Origin of the sequence: Facklamia sp. P13069, assembly GCF_050409405.1 — a bacterium.
In the GTDB taxonomy this organism is placed as follows: domain Bacteria; phylum Bacillota; class Bacilli; order Lactobacillales; family Aerococcaceae; genus Facklamia.
Genome location: NZ_JBNUPN010000022.1, coordinates 19,445 through 33,375, shown reverse-complemented (window position 1 = coordinate 33,375; position 13,931 = coordinate 19,445). Strand labels below are relative to the sequence as shown.

Sequence of the window (13,931 nt, the reverse complement as noted above, 5' to 3'; positions counted from 1 at the left end):
ATAATCTCCCATCATTTTCCCTCCTATCCTTTTCATCATTTATTATAGAGGATAGAGGGACATTTTGATTTGTGTTCTCTTGAGACATTATCATTTACGTTTAACAATGCAAAAACTCATTAAACCTTTCTTCTTGACAAACTAAAAAAAATTAATATAATAATGTGTGTAAACGGTTACACATGGAGGTGTGAAGTTTTTGGTAACAATTCGTGATGTGGCAAATGAAGCAGGCGTTTCAGTCGCAACTGTTTCGCGCCTGATGAATAACAGTGGTTATGTGAGCGAACAATCCAAACACAAGATTCTTTCGGCGATTAAAAAATTAGATTATATCCCTAATGAAATTGCTAGATCTTTAAATAAACAGTCGATGAAAATTCTTGGTTTATTGGTTCCGGATATTACTAACCCTTATTTTCCTTCTTTAATCAAGGGAGTCGAACAATGTGCCTTGCAACACGACTATATGTTTTTATTAGGCAATACCGAAGGCCAAGAAACGATTGGTGAGAACTATCTTAATTTTTTTAAACAATATAAAGTCGCTGGATTAATCAAAATTGATGGGACTCATCTAAACACACCTGAGGACGTTCCAACCGTCTCATTAGACCGGATGAATGATCAAGATCGGTTTGCAGTAATCTCTGATGATTTTTATGGCGGAGAACTCATTGGACAAACTATTCTTGAAACTAATCATGGCTCTATTTTGATTATGACGGGTCCAATGGATATTCAAGTGTCTAAAATGCGTTTACAAGGAATACAGTCTGTATTTGATCAATATAAAATCGACTATCAGATATATTCTACTCCGTCCTTCCAGACAGAATTTGCAGATCAAATTGCCAAGGAGATTATTCGTGACTATCCCAATATTGATACGGTGATTGCTCCTAATGATATCTATGCTTTAGCCCTTATCCAAGCTTGGAATCAATTAGGTTCTATTATCCCAGAAGATGTCCAAATCATTGGGTATGATGGAATTGTCTTTGGAGCCTATGCCCATCCGAGTTTAACTACCATTGAACAACCGGCTTATAAAATAGGTTATCAGGGAACAGAATTGTTACTAGCCATTATTAACCAACAAATAGATCCTGAAATGTCTAAAATCATCCAAGTCAAACCGCGATTATTAAAAAGAAATTCTTTAAGGGAGGTAAAATAATGGTAAAAATTGCAGTCATTGGAAGTATATCTACTGATTTTGTGGTGACTTCTAAACGAAGACCCCAAGCTGGAGAGACTATTTTTGGGGAATACTTTGAAACTTATTTTGGTGGCAAAGGAGCTAATCAAGCCGTTGCAACCAGCCGACTGGGTGCAGAAACTTATATGTTAGGAGCAGTGGGAGCTGATAAATTTGGTGAAAGTTTAATAGCCAATTTGCAAAATAACCGGATTGAAGTTTCACACATTAAAACAAAGAAGCAGCTCCCTTCAGGTTCTGCCATTATTAATGTTGTTGAAGGCGAAAATACGATCATTTATGTAGCGGGAGCTAATGATGCTTATTCAAGCGAACAAGTTCTAAAAGAGCAAGCATTTCTCACTACCTGTGATTTAATTCTAATCCAAAATGAAAGTCCCATCGAAACGGTTGAAACCCTTATACAACAAATGGCTGATGCCTCTTGTCAAATAATATATAACCCTGCGCCCGCTCGCTCATTTAATCCACAATTGATGGCAGCTATCGATTACATCACACCTAATGAACATGAATTTCGCTTAATGTTCCCAGATCAAGAAATGGCAGAAGTTCTGGCTCAATATCCGAACAAAATGATTGTAACCTTAGGAGCTCAAGGGGCCGTCTTTCATAATGGACATGAACTTATTGAAGTCCCTTCCTATAAAGTTGATCAAATTGTAGATACTACTGGGGCTGGTGATACATTCAATGGTGCGCTCGCCTTTGCTATTGGCAACCAGTTCGAACTCGAAGAAGCAATTCGTTTTGCCAACTTAGCCGCCGCCCTATCAATCGGAAAAGAAGGGGCTCAAAAAGGAATGCCTACTATCAAACAAATGAAGGAGAGTGTATATTTTGAAAAAACATGGGATATTAAATAGTCATATCTCCAAAGTTTTATCCGATATGGGCCATACTGATCAACTAACAATTGCAGATTGTGGTCTTCCTATCACAACGCATGTAGAAAAAATTGATTTAGCTATTCGCTTAGGTGAGCCTGATTTTATCAGTGTTTTAAAAACAGTAATGAGTGATATGAAAATTGAACGGATTGTTCTCGCCGAAGAAATCAAACAATATAATCCGAATTTGCTAGCTGAAATCCAGCAATTAGTAAATCCACTTATTGAGATTCAATTTATAGATCATGACTCATTCAAGAAGCAGACCCATAAAAGCAAAGCGATCATAAGAACAGGTGAGGCGACTCCTTATGCAAATATTATTTTGCAATCAGGCGTCATTTTCTAGGGGGGAGTATTATGGAAATTCAAATGACTAATATCCATAAACAGTTTGCAGCCAACCAAGTCTTAAGAGGAGTAAACTTCGACTTAAGAAGTGGAGAAGTCCATTCACTAATGGGTGAAAATGGAGCTGGAAAATCAACTTTAATGAACATTTTAACCGGTCTATTATCAGCTGACCAAGGAAAGATTACCATTAATGGAAAAGAATCATTGTTTGATAATCCCAAAGATGCTGAAAATAATGGCGTTAGCTTTATTCATCAAGAATTGATAACTTGGCCAAAGATGACCGTCTTAGAAAACATGTTTATGGGGAAAGAACTTACCAAATATGGCCTTTTCTGTGACCAAGCTACCATGAAATTAAAAGCTAAAACTATTTTGCAAGAATTAGGTATTCAGATTGATCTTGATGCCTTGATGGGAACACTCAGTATCGGTCAACAACAACTAATTGAAATTGCCAAAACACTGATGAACGATGCTTCTGTCATTATCATGGATGAACCAACAGCTGCTTTGTCAGACCATGAAATTGATACACTCTTTTCTATAATCCAAAAACTTAAGCAACAAGGAGTCGCAATTGTATACATCTCGCACCGCTTGAAGGAAATATTTCAAATAAGCGACCGTATCACTGTCATGCGCGATGGCATTTCGATTATGACTAAAGATGTTACCAACACGGATGAGAAAGAAATTGTTCGTGCAATGGTGGGTCGAGACATTGGGGATTACTATCCGAGTAAACGTTCAGAAGTTGGCCGTACACTTTTAGAAGTTAACAAGCTAACGGTGAGTGAAAAATTTGAGGATATCTCTTTCACTTTGAAACAAGGGGAAATACTCGGTGTGTCTGGACTGATGGGAGCAGGACGTACAGAAATTATGTCGGCTATCTTCGGCTTGCTTCCGATTGAGCGCGGAACTATTAAAATTAATAATCAGCCTGTGCTTCTCTCTTCACCACTTCATGCTATTAAACAAGGAATTGGTTACTTAACTGAAAACCGTAAAGAGGAAGGCCTTATTTTAGACTTTTCGATTAAAGAAAATATTGGAATCACTGCCTTTAAAGAATTTTCTAAAAACGGTTTAATTCACACCAAGGAAGAAGAAGATTTTGTGCAGTTACTCATCGAACGTTTGGCTATAAAGACAATGGATATGCATCTACCAGTGACTTCCCTATCTGGTGGGAATCAGCAAAAAGTGGTCTTAGCCAAATGGATTGCTGCTGGAACTCAAATTTTAATTTTGGATGAACCTACCCGTGGAGTGGATATCGGTGCTAAACGAGAAATATACTTGTTGATGCGTGAATTAACCGATCGAGGTGTTGGTATCATAATGGTATCAAGTGATTTACCTGAAATAATTGGAGTCAGTGACCGTGTACTTGTTATTCATGAAGGAAAACTGAATGGCTGTCTGTCCCATGAAGAATTATCGGAAGAACGCATCATGACTTTAGCTACAGGAGGAAAATAATGGATAAAGTTGAAAAGAAATCATCGAAAAAGCAATTTGATTTAAGAAGATTAGGTCCAGTATTGGCCTTAATTGTTTTGTTTGTTCTCGTTACCCTCTTAAATCCAAATTTTATTAAAATAAATAATTTACTTAATTTGCTTAGACAAGTCTCAATTAATGCCTTTATAGCATTCGGTATGACCTTTGTCATTATCACTGGGGGTATTGACTTGTCGGTCGGCTCTGTCTTAGCTTTGTCAAGCGCGATAGTCGCATACTTAATGATGTATGGTATGAGCCCTATACTTGCTGTTTTAATTGGGGTCTTACTTGGGGGACTTTTAGGAGCAATTAATGGATTAATTATAACTAAGGGGAAGGTTGTTCCATTTATTGCTACCCTTTCAACTATGACTATCTATCGCGGATTAACTTTGGTACTAACGGGAGGAAATCCTCTCACTAAATTTGAAGGGGGGCAATTTTTTGAATCCATTGGAAGGGGGTATTTATGGAAAATTCCAGTGCCGGTTCTTCTAATGTTGGTTGTTTTTGGCATTCTCTACATGCTTTTGCATCGCACAACATTTGGACGGAAAACTTTTTCCGTTGGAGGAAATGAAAAGGCGGCTTATATTGCTGGAATTAATAGTCATCGAGTTAAACTTATTGTCTACACTATCTCCGGGGCTTTGGCTGCCACTGCAGGTTTAATCTTAACTTCACGATTAAACTCAGCGCAACCAACTGCTGGAGTCGCTTATGAAATGGATGCCATCGCTGCTGTTGTCATTGGTGGTACAAGTATGGCTGGAGGTCATGGCCGCATCATTGGAACCTTAGTCGGCGCTTTAATCATTGGTACGTTGAATAATGGTTTAAACTTACTTGGAGTATCTAGTTTTTATCAACAAATTGTTCAAGGTATCGTTATATTAATCGCTGTTCTATTAGATCGAAAAGAAAAATAACTATATAAAAGGAGCATTCAAATGAAATCTATAAAAAAAATTACTATCGCCTTGTTCGCTATTTTACCACTTGTTCTATTAAGTCTAACTGCTAACCTACAGGTTAAGGCAGAAGAAGAATATACAATAGGTCTAGCAATTTCCACTACCAATAATCCCTTCTTCGTCGATTTACAAGAAGGTATTGAAGAGGCTGCAAAAGAAATGGGAGCCACTGTTAAAATTGTTGACGCACAAGATGATGCAACAACACAGCTTAATGGACTGGATGACTTAATCACTCAAGGAGTAGATATTTTACTCATTAATCCCGTTGATTCCGATGCTATAGTCCCAGCTATTAAAAATGCTAATGAAGCAAAAATTCCTGTTATTACCATTGACAGAAACGCTGCAGAAGGTGAAGTTGTTTCATTAGTAGCCTCTAATAACTTAGATGGCGGTAAGATGGCTGCTGAATTCATTATTGAAAAGATTGGAAAAGGTGCGAAAGTTATTCAATTAGAAGGTGTTCCAGGCGCTTCTGCAACAAACGAAAGAGGGGAAGGTTTTGAAGAAGGAGCCAAAGATCAATTAGAGCTTATCGCTAGTCAATCTGCTAACTTTAACCGTTCAGAAGGATTAACTGTTATGGAAAATCTTCTTCAAGCACACCCTGATGTTCAAGCTGTCTTTGCTCAAAATGATGAAATGGCTTTAGGGGCTATTGAAGCTATTAAAGCTGCTGGTTTAGAAGAAGAAATTCTCGTGATAGGATTTGATGGCAATGACGATGGCTTGGAAGCGGTCAAAGAAGGTGAGTTGGCTGCAACGATCGCTCAACAACCTAAAGAAATGGGACATTTAGCGGTTGAAGCTGCCATCAATCATTTAAAAGGAGAAAAAGTTGAAGAATCCATTGCTTCTCCGTTAGAATTAGTAATTAAAGACACACTAGAAGAAAAATAATTCACTTTTCATTTAATAGTTTTAAGACCTCACGACACTTATTTAGTGCCCTGAGGTCTTCATTATTTTTTACCCACTTATATTAGTATCTGTAGCATAATCCCTAAAATCATTTTCCACTAACTCATAGTCAACACTGGATTGGCTACAACCAAGTTGGTCGACCCATGAGTCATCGTTAATCCGCAACTTTTTAAACCCTAGTAGCTCATATACATGTTGGGCCCTAGTATTTTGAAGATTAACATCTAAAATAATTTTTTGATAGCCTTGATTAAATAATTCTTTAATCAGTAAACTCAGAATAATTCGACCCAGGCCTTTATTGCGATAAATTGTTTCACAAATCTTTATATGTATTTCTGTGACTTGATTCCCCAAGTTATCATAAAACATTTCACCAATTAATTGACCTTGATACTCAATGAGTAGGAGCCGACCTTTTTCATCGGTATAATTTTCAATCTTATCTTCGATTTCTTCGACTGATTTGCCTAGTCCATTGGGAAAGCCCAAATATTTCATTAGTTTCCCATCATTCCACCATTGACAGAGTTTGGCAGCATCTGCTATTTCTGCATCACGTATCCATAAATTTTTATACCTTACTTTCATAGAAATCCCCCATTTTAATACAGGGCTGCTTTATATTAAACAGGCATTGCAATTGATAATCAGGTTTAACTAGGATAAGGCAAAGTAAATCTACCAGCTTTTTTAAGAGAAAGCGAATACTGGATTATTCCTTTTATCTTTTAAAACCTGACATACTTCTTAAAATTATGCCAGTCGTTGTCAAATTATGTAGGATTGATAGGGAACTTGGTGATAATAAATCAAAAACACCTAATAAAATGAGCCCACTATTAATCGCAATGGTTTGTTTAACATTTTTCTTTATTCTTTTATCTAATAAATGGCTAATTTCAGCCAATTCCATTAGACTTTCTAATTGATTATTTGATAAAACAAGATCACTTGTTTGTTTGCAAATATCAGCAGCATCATTCATAACTGCCCCTATGTCTGCAAGCGATAGTGCAGCAGAATCATTGAGCCCATCTCCAAGCATCATGACTTTTTTACCTGAACGTTTTTGTTCTTCAATGAACTGATATTTATCATTTGGTGAAACTTCTGTTTGTAAATATTGAACGGATATATTATTCATAAGATTTTGAGTTCGCTCTTTGGTATCACCAGTAAGAAGCGCAACTTCTTTGCCCTTACTTTGTAACCATTGAATGACTTTGGCCGCTTGCGGACGAAGCGGGGTATCAATTAGAAAAAGACCAATTAATCTTCCGTTGTAACCAAGATAGAGTAGGTTGTATTGCTGTTCATAGTTATTAATAACGGCTTTTTGTTCTTCAGAAATAGCAATTTTTTTATCCGTCATTAAAAGATAACTACCAATGACTACTTCTTTTCCATCAATGGTTGATAAGATCCCGCGCGACGCAATATGATGGAGCTTTCCATGCATTTCATCATGGACAATAGCTTTTTCTTGGGCTTCGTTCACTACGGCTTTAGCCAATGGATGATGAATGTGTTCTTCTAAGCAAGCGCCCATTCGTAAAACATCTTCGGTTTCATAATCATCAAAAGAGACGGTTTTATAAACCTTAGGATCGGATACAGTTAAAGTCCCGGTTTTATCAAAGACAAACAGATCGATGTCATTATACTTTTCCACGACATCCATACTTTTAATTAATATTTCTTTCTCAACTGCTTCTTTAATTGCCGTTAAGTAAGAAATAGGAACCGAAAGCTTCAAAGCACAAGAGAAATCAACTAATAGAAACGATAGGGCTCTTCGCAAGGATCCAGTGAATAAATAGGTAAGAATGACACCTAAAAAATTGTACTTAACCAGATTGTCAGCTAGAGCAATATATTTAGTTTGTTGAGTGCCTTTTTGATTTTCTGATTGACGCATTAGAGACATCAATTCGTGGATACGGTAATTTAACGTGGTATTTGTAACGCGAATAGATAATTCTCCCGATTCGATCACTGTATTTGAAAAGACTTGATCTTCTTCTTGCTTAAGGATAGGGAAAAATTCTCCGGTAAGCGAACTTTCATTGACCATGGCTGAGCCAGTATCCACTACCCCGTCAAATAAAATTTCCTTTCCTTCAGACACGATTATAATGTCATTCAACTGAACTTCTTTAGCATTACGCTCAAGCTTATTCCCTTGACCGTCTAACAACCATACCGTTTTAGTAGGATCTTTCATACTGCTTTCCAAATCTGCAATTGACTTTTTATTGGTCCAGTCATTTAATTGATCACCCAATCCCATGATAAACATAATGGAACTAGCGGTTTTAGGCTGTCCAATCAATATGGCAGTTAAAATAGCAGCGCCATCTAAAACTTCCATATTTATATCCTGCGATACTAACGATTGAAGCGCTTTTTCTATATATTTAGTGGATAAATAAAGGGTATAGAGATACTGAATAGGTTGAGGTAGAAATAGACGTCTCAGCACAAACAGGCTCAGTTCCTTCGAAACAATCGCATAAGGCGTCTTTTCTTTGCTATAGGGCTCTTGTAAACATCTAATGACTTGATCTTCAGTCAAACTATTTAAAAATTTGAGGGCGTGTGCCATCGAGTAATCTTTATGAACAAAGACAGCCATTGTCCTTTCATCATGATAGAAAACTATTTTTTGAATAGCTGGTTGGAGTTGAGCCTCCTCCTTAATCATTTCTCTAACGGATAACGTTAGTAAAAAAGAACACTTAACTCTTACTCGACTTTTGTTTTGATGACAAATTTTAAACTTCATTAGCGCCTGCTATATCCTCAATGCTATCGGCTTGCTCTTGCTGTTTTTGGGCAAGATAAATTTCTTGAGCATCTGACAAAACGTCATCAGTATGTTGTTTAATTGTTGATACATTCGCATCAAGCTCATCTTTTAATTGGTAAGATTTTGCGATTACATGAGCATAAGTTTCTTTAGCTTTTTTACTCGTTAAAACTTTTAACCCTAGTGTTCCAAATAGAGCTCCTCCGAGGAATAAACCAGATGATTTGCTGATTTTTGTGGCCTTTTTTAAATTCTTTAACATTTTAAATCCTTCTTTCTATTTATATTTAAATAATTATAGCACTGATAAAAGTAAGTTTCAATTAATGGGTCCAAGGCTCAATTCTTATTTGAAAAGAGTTATCCGCTTGGTAAAGTAATATTGTAAGAATGAATCTATCCTCAGTTATTCACATACCTTTATAAATCTGACTCAAATTTTCATTGATATTAAAAACCTTTGACCCATCCTTCCCTATAGAAACACTACGATTAATAAACGTTTATAACACCTTATGCACATAACACCATGATTCACTTTTAAATCATGTAGTAAATAATTAATAAGGAACTTCGCTTTCTCAGGAAAAGCTTCACTCTTTTTTAACTTTTAACGGTTTTCTTAGTCTTTAGCGGATGGCATGGGTAAAAGATTGTTACGCTTCATTCGCTCACTAACGATTTTACGCTGCTTCTTGCTAATAATGTCTTTAAAAGTCCCGACCAACATAGCTGTAGGAACCGTCACTTGACCAATATCGAGACAAGGGACTACTTTTACCTTTTCTGCTCGAGCCTTATTCTGAGCTTCGATAACCTTTTCTTTATACTGAGAACTCTTTAAACTCTAAGCGACTTGGTCAGTATTTAAGCTAGTTTTTTCTGAAATCCTCAACAAAAATTCTTGATTGGCTAATTTTAAATGTTATTCACAATATGTTAAGAAATTATTATTCTTAAATCTGCCACTTCTTCGATTGATGAGTGCTCCATTACAAATTTTGTTAAACAGGTTACCATCTAGCCTTCAGCAACTTGACTCGTATTCGAATCAACTTGGTAGGTCTACATCTGTAAATGAAGGTTATCTAGTAAGCCTAATTTATCAATCAATGGCTGGATTTTCACTTCCCAAATATAGCAATAAGGACAGGTATAATCTGCCCAATAGTTAATTTCATAGTTATTGTTCTTACCTTTTAAAGATTGTATTACTATTGTCTAAAATAGCAACTTTTATAAAAATCTATTAAGCCTCATTTATACTCGGAATGGTGTCAATGAACTAAACCAAACATCTTTAACTACTCTTTTCGCTCCGTTAGCACAAAACGCAAATAAAATTAACACCATAAAAGAAATCCTTAAAAAGGTTGCCAAAAAAAGTTCTTATTTTGAAAGATACGAATCAAGGTCATTAAATCACTCAGAAATTACTTGAGCCGAAAGTAAGATAGCGCTAATTAAAGCTAAAAGTCATTTGAATTCATAATATTAATTATTCAAACAAAAATATAGAAAGTCAATTTGCTCTATCCCAAATCATACCACATGACTATAAAACTCTGAAAATTTGAATTTCTGAAGAAAAATCCATTCAAAATAATAATACAATTCACTCCAAGCTATCGAATGATATATTAATATGACTAAAAAATTATTGATTAAAGTAATTTGGAGGTAATTAAAATACTAATTACATAGTTAATAAATTAAAAAATCTATACAATTATTACTTTGAATATCAAAGCATAGCGTTATTGATTATTTTTTTGTTTTATTATGCTCTTTAATTTATGTTCTATACGACTCACTACACCTGTAACTAAAGCATTACCCATCATAAAATATCTTTGTCGTTTAGTCATACCGGTATTAGTCCAATTTGGTGGAAACATTTGCAGTAGCTCTGCTTCCACTTCTGTAATCTTTCGATTCTTATTTAACTTTTTATCAAACACTATATGTGTTGATCTATTTAAAGATCCTTCACTTGTTAACATCGTACGACTTGGTAAATCCAATGGATCTGGAAACGACATATTACCTTCAGAAAATACGTAGCTATGTCCTGACTTGCTAGTTCTTTTTATTCTCTTTGCACCTTTAAGATACTCCCATTTTTCTAGTTCTTCGCCCTCTATCAAATAATTTTCAAGGTCAATATTTGAAAATTTTTCAGCATCTTTTATAACTTCACCTAAGGTAGCAGTTTTTTCATTTGACTTTTCATTTATATTAAAATTAATAATTATATTATTAATGAATAACCCTGTAGTTAAGAATTTTCCCCCTTGATAATTTTCTGATACATCCACTGCATCAACAAATTCTTCCAATGACTTTTTCTTTACGATTATATTTTCTGTTTCAATAGGAAAAATATCATTAAAGAAGCCATCAGATTTTAAATATTCTTCTTTATCATTAATACTAATGATTTTTTTTGAATAAATCGTATCTTTCAATGTTGCAAAGATGAAAACTCTTCTTCTACGCTGAGGCATACCGTATTCTCCAGCATTTATCATTCTCCATTGAACAATATATCCTAAATCATCAAGAGTCCTTAACATAACAGCAAAGTCCCTGCCTCTTTGGCTTGCGGGCGATTTCAACAATCTGTCTACATTTTCTAATAGAATAAATGGAGGTCGTTTTTCAAATATGACATCAACGATATCCCACCACAGAACTCCTTTTTTTCCTTTAATTCCCATCTCATTAGACAAACTTCGTGCTACTGAATAGTCTTGACAAGGAAATCCCCCAACTAATAATGTATGATCAGGAATTTCTTTTTTATTGACTTTATTTATATCCATATTGATATGATTTTCTTTTCCGAATCTCGTTATATAACAATCAAATGCAGGCTGTGTTTTAGTGGATGGTTCCCACTGATTTGCCCATACAAAATTCCAATCACCATGTTCTTCAGCCAAACCTGTTTCTTTATCAAAATCTTTTATATGATTTAGACCGATTCTAAATCCACCAACACCGGCAAATAGTTCAATAGCATTAATTTTCATATAGTCTCCCTCAATATAAAAAACTCTACGCTAACTTTACAAAATGATTGAGTTTTAATTTATTATATCCTTAATTTGGTTTAAGACATAATTATTATTTAACCAAAAACACTGTTTGGTCATTCTGTTTCCATCTGGCAATAAATCTGTATCCGTATCTATTTTTCCCTTTCCGTACTTAATCCCATTGATTAAATACGCTGCTTTTCTAGCATGAGGCCTTACATGTAAAATGTTCGTATCAGACATTTTAGGCAAGTTATTTTTTATAGGTGAACTTGAATCTTTTATTTCAAATTTAACCCCTTCTTTAAATGTTTTTACTGACCTCTCCCATTCTTCTTTTAAATCTCCTTCTAAATCTTTAATGGGCATATTCCAAAATTTAGCTCCTTTTAAAAAATAATTCCCATTTGATTTTTGAAATATTACAAATAAAAATCTCGTTTTACCAAAATATTTGTTTATATATGAGTTTTCCCATTTCTGATTAATTAAATCTAAAATCTCAAAAGCAGGAAAAGACATTGATTCCTTAATCCTATTATTTTCTTCCACTCTGATTACCTTAACTTGAACATTAGCTTTTTCAAACTCTTCAGCATTTTTTGTTTTCACACCTAAAATTTCAAGAACTAATCGGCTATACTTGTTCTTACTACTAATAGTCTTAGATCCCAAATACTTCTCAAATAATTCAACATCTTTTATGTTATTAAAACATTTAATTCTATCCAAAACATACTCTTCAAAATCAGGCACTGTATCCGTTTTAAGTATTCTATCATTTTTGTCTTCGTCCTTGATAATATAATTTCTTAAAACATAGGTCATGTATGATGCTTTTAGCGAAAAAGCTCTTGGTTTAGCTGGTATAGTTGAGTTAGGCTGAAGTGTTCTCTGCTTTGAGTCAGAAGATTTTGTAGCTGCTCCTAAATATAATGTATCACTTTCAGATAATTCATGCGCTTTTCCATCAATAACTTTCTGTCTTATTTTATAAAAATCATTCTCAATGATTTTTAAATCATCTGCGTTAGGGGAGAACTTATATACATGTTTAATTAAATAATCTAATCTGTTATTTATACTCGGCTCCCATAAATAATAAACTAATAAAATATTTTTTAATTTATCCCATGCATTACTATTGTAGAAATCCATTTCAATGATTTTTATATAATTAATCATTGAAATAATTAACCTTTCTTTCGCTGAAACAGTTCCATTTTTATTTATTTTATAAGGCGAAACCTTTAATTCTAAATCAGCATCAGAAAAATCCGCTCTTGAAAAGTTATCAGCTTTGTAATGAAAATATCTTTCTTCTATAATTTCACCTAAACCACCTTTTCTATTTTTATTTTCATAAGAAGTTTTGTAGTCTTCAGGTGAGATATCTTTGACTATTTGGGTCAAAAAGTATTCATCTTCATTACAAATATCATTAAAAGTTTTCCCTATCAACCCTTTTGCATACTGTAATATAGATTCTTTATCAGATGGGTTATAATTTTTATACATATTTACTCCCTCACGATAGAAATATTTTGGATATTTCTTTATCAATTTAACTCTTTTAATTCTATAACACTTGAGAACTCTTTTCCATTAATCAATTTTTATCAGATTTTAGTTTTCTTCTAAAATATTTAGAAGAATTTATATATCTTTCGTACATTTTGGCTGAATTAAGTAGCCATTCAAAAATCTATTGAAATTTAATAAAAGATGATTTCTTCAAAACATTTGATCAAATTATTCAATCGACAAAATTAAATTTACGTACAGAATATATTCTTGTTGATAATATTAAGATTTATAATTTATAGTTCAATACGAAAAATATTAAGATTCATATTTTTAACTTATACAAATAACCCAAAGAATATAGTTTCGCGATCCATCGTCATGTCATGAATATCAACTTAGAAAGAGATACTTAAAATCGAAAAATTATTAAAACTCTCTACTAAACTATATATATTTCAAGACCTTTAGGTAATGGATACACAAATACCTTTCAATATACTGATAAACAATAGTCATATTTAAGTAAAAATTCAATCTACATTACCAAATAAATCAAGAAGTATAATGAATAAAAAAATACTTGCATTTTTCTATTCCGTGCATCGTCCATAGAACAAATACCACTATTCAGATAACTCAGTTCTTCAAGAAATTTTATCAGACTTAATTATT

General features: G+C 33.9%; 12 protein-coding genes. 6 read left to right on the top strand and 6 right to left on the bottom strand.

Features of this window, described 5'->3' with window-relative positions; all coding sequences use genetic code 11:
* Positions 1-199 precede the first annotated feature (199 nt).
* Genes ACQV2T_RS07295 through rbsB form a run of 6 tightly spaced genes read left to right on the top strand, consistent with a single transcriptional unit; the run spans position 200 to position 5,855 of the window.
* Positions 200-1,180, top strand: a complete 981-nt coding sequence (locus ACQV2T_RS07295; RefSeq protein WP_428893454.1) for a LacI family DNA-binding transcriptional regulator — start codon at positions 200-202, stop codon at positions 1,178-1,180.
* On the top strand, positions 1,180-2,088 hold the full coding sequence (gene rbsK / locus ACQV2T_RS07290; RefSeq protein ID WP_428874054.1) for a ribokinase: 909 nt from the start codon (positions 1,180-1,182) through the stop codon (positions 2,086-2,088). The genes ACQV2T_RS07295 and rbsK overlap by 1 nt, the downstream gene beginning before the upstream one ends.
* Positions 2,063-2,461: a D-ribose pyranase gene (gene rbsD, locus ACQV2T_RS07285; RefSeq protein WP_428876346.1), complete on the top strand. Its 399-nt coding sequence runs from the start codon at positions 2,063-2,065 to the stop codon at positions 2,459-2,461. The genes rbsK and rbsD overlap by 26 nt, the downstream gene beginning before the upstream one ends.
* An 11-nt stretch (positions 2,462-2,472) precedes the next feature.
* The gene (locus tag ACQV2T_RS07280; protein WP_428874933.1) at positions 2,473-3,954 is read left to right on the top strand and encodes a sugar ABC transporter ATP-binding protein; all 1,482 of its coding nucleotides are present in this window, start codon (positions 2,473-2,475) and stop codon (positions 3,952-3,954) included.
* Positions 3,954-4,907 (top strand): ABC transporter permease, encoded by a 954-nt coding sequence (locus ACQV2T_RS07275; protein WP_428874051.1) that lies wholly within the window; start codon positions 3,954-3,956, stop codon positions 4,905-4,907. The genes ACQV2T_RS07280 and ACQV2T_RS07275 overlap by 1 nt, the downstream gene beginning before the upstream one ends.
* Positions 4,908-4,928: 21 nt before the next feature.
* Positions 4,929-5,855, top strand: a complete 927-nt coding sequence (rbsB, locus tag ACQV2T_RS07270) for a ribose ABC transporter substrate-binding protein RbsB (protein WP_428893453.1) — start codon at positions 4,929-4,931, stop codon at positions 5,853-5,855.
* A 69-nt stretch (positions 5,856-5,924) separates the two neighbouring features.
* Here the strand turns inward: rbsB and ACQV2T_RS07265 are convergent, their stop codons facing one another.
* The 6 genes from ACQV2T_RS07265 to ACQV2T_RS07240 form a co-directional block, all read right to left on the bottom strand.
* On the bottom strand, positions 5,925-6,470 hold the full coding sequence (locus ACQV2T_RS07265; protein ID WP_428893452.1) for a GNAT family N-acetyltransferase: 546 nt from the start codon (positions 6,468-6,470) through the stop codon (positions 5,925-5,927).
* Between the two features lie 133 nt (positions 6,471-6,603).
* Positions 6,604-8,667 (bottom strand): heavy metal translocating P-type ATPase, encoded by a 2,064-nt coding sequence (locus ACQV2T_RS07260; RefSeq protein WP_428893451.1) that lies wholly within the window; start codon positions 8,665-8,667, stop codon positions 6,604-6,606.
* Positions 8,657-8,953, bottom strand: a complete 297-nt coding sequence (locus ACQV2T_RS07255; RefSeq protein WP_428874047.1) for a DUF6110 family protein — start codon at positions 8,951-8,953, stop codon at positions 8,657-8,659. Before ACQV2T_RS07255 ends, ACQV2T_RS07260 begins: the two co-directional genes overlap by 11 nt.
* Before the next feature lie 360 nt (positions 8,954-9,313).
* On the bottom strand, positions 9,314-9,439 hold the full coding sequence (locus ACQV2T_RS07250) for a hypothetical protein (protein ID WP_428893450.1): 126 nt from the start codon (positions 9,437-9,439) through the stop codon (positions 9,314-9,316).
* Positions 9,440-10,448: 1,009 nt separating this feature from the next.
* Positions 10,449-11,726 carry a DNA (cytosine-5-)-methyltransferase gene (gene dcm / locus ACQV2T_RS07245; RefSeq protein ID WP_428893448.1) on the bottom strand — a complete coding sequence of 426 codons (1,278 nt, stop codon included), beginning with the start codon at positions 11,724-11,726 and terminating at the stop codon, positions 10,449-10,451.
* A 54-nt stretch (positions 11,727-11,780) separates the two neighbouring features.
* Entirely contained in the window at positions 11,781-13,250 is a 1,470-nt protein-coding gene (locus ACQV2T_RS07240; RefSeq protein ID WP_428893447.1) for a Sau3AI family type II restriction endonuclease, read from the bottom strand.
* Positions 13,251-13,931 lie beyond the last annotated feature (681 nt).

Excerpts from the sequence above, each read along its gene's own strand:
- ACQV2T_RS07260 (WP_428893451.1), bottom strand. The coding sequence starts at position 8,667 with ATGAAGTTTAAAATTTGTCATCAAAACAAAAGTCGAGTAAGAGTTAAG.
- ACQV2T_RS07275 (WP_428874051.1), top strand. The coding sequence starts at position 3,954 with ATGGATAAAGTTGAAAAGAAATCATCGAAAAAGCAATTTGATTTAAGA.
- ACQV2T_RS07265 (WP_428893452.1), bottom strand. The coding sequence starts at position 6,470 with ATGAAAGTAAGGTATAAAAATTTATGGATACGTGATGCAGAAATAGCA.
- rbsK (WP_428874054.1), top strand. The coding sequence starts at position 1,180 with ATGGTAAAAATTGCAGTCATTGGAAGTATATCTACTGATTTTGTGGTG.
- rbsB (WP_428893453.1), top strand. The coding sequence starts at position 4,929 with ATGAAATCTATAAAAAAAATTACTATCGCCTTGTTCGCTATTTTACCA.
- ACQV2T_RS07240 (WP_428893447.1), bottom strand. The coding sequence starts at position 13,250 with ATGTATAAAAATTATAACCCATCTGATAAAGAATCTATATTACAGTAT.
- ACQV2T_RS07255 (WP_428874047.1), bottom strand. The coding sequence starts at position 8,953 with ATGTTAAAGAATTTAAAAAAGGCCACAAAAATCAGCAAATCATCTGGT.
- dcm (WP_428893448.1), bottom strand. The coding sequence starts at position 11,726 with ATGAAAATTAATGCTATTGAACTATTTGCCGGTGTTGGTGGATTTAGA.
- ACQV2T_RS07280 (WP_428874933.1), top strand. The coding sequence starts at position 2,473 with ATGGAAATTCAAATGACTAATATCCATAAACAGTTTGCAGCCAACCAA.